1 protein-coding gene is annotated in these 214 nt (G+C 53.3%); it reads left to right on the forward strand.

Translation table 11 applies throughout. The features are described 5' to 3' along the window. On the forward strand, positions 1–175 hold a 175-nt coding region (tnpB, locus tag BZJ21_RS16920), incomplete at its 5' end, for an IS66 family insertion sequence element accessory protein TnpB (protein ID WP_168169640.1). Positions 176–214: the final 39 nt, after the last annotated feature.

Here is a 214-nt window from a genome sequence, read left to right on the forward strand (position 1 = left end):
CGGCTTCTGGCTCCATTATCGCCGGCTGGAAAGCGGCACGTTCAAATGGCCGATGCACCCGAAAGATACGGTCGCGATGGAAATCACGGCCAGGCAACTACGCTGGCTGCTGGATGGGCTGAACTGGCAGAATGCCGTGGCACACCAAGCGATAAACGGGCGTAAAATATCATAAAAAAGTGCCAGTAAAAGTGGCAAAAGCGGCTGTTTTTAC

Origin of the sequence: Salinivibrio costicola subsp. alcaliphilus, from assembly GCF_001996185.1 — a bacterium.
GTDB lineage: Bacteria > Pseudomonadota > Gammaproteobacteria > Enterobacterales > Vibrionaceae > Salinivibrio > Salinivibrio costicola.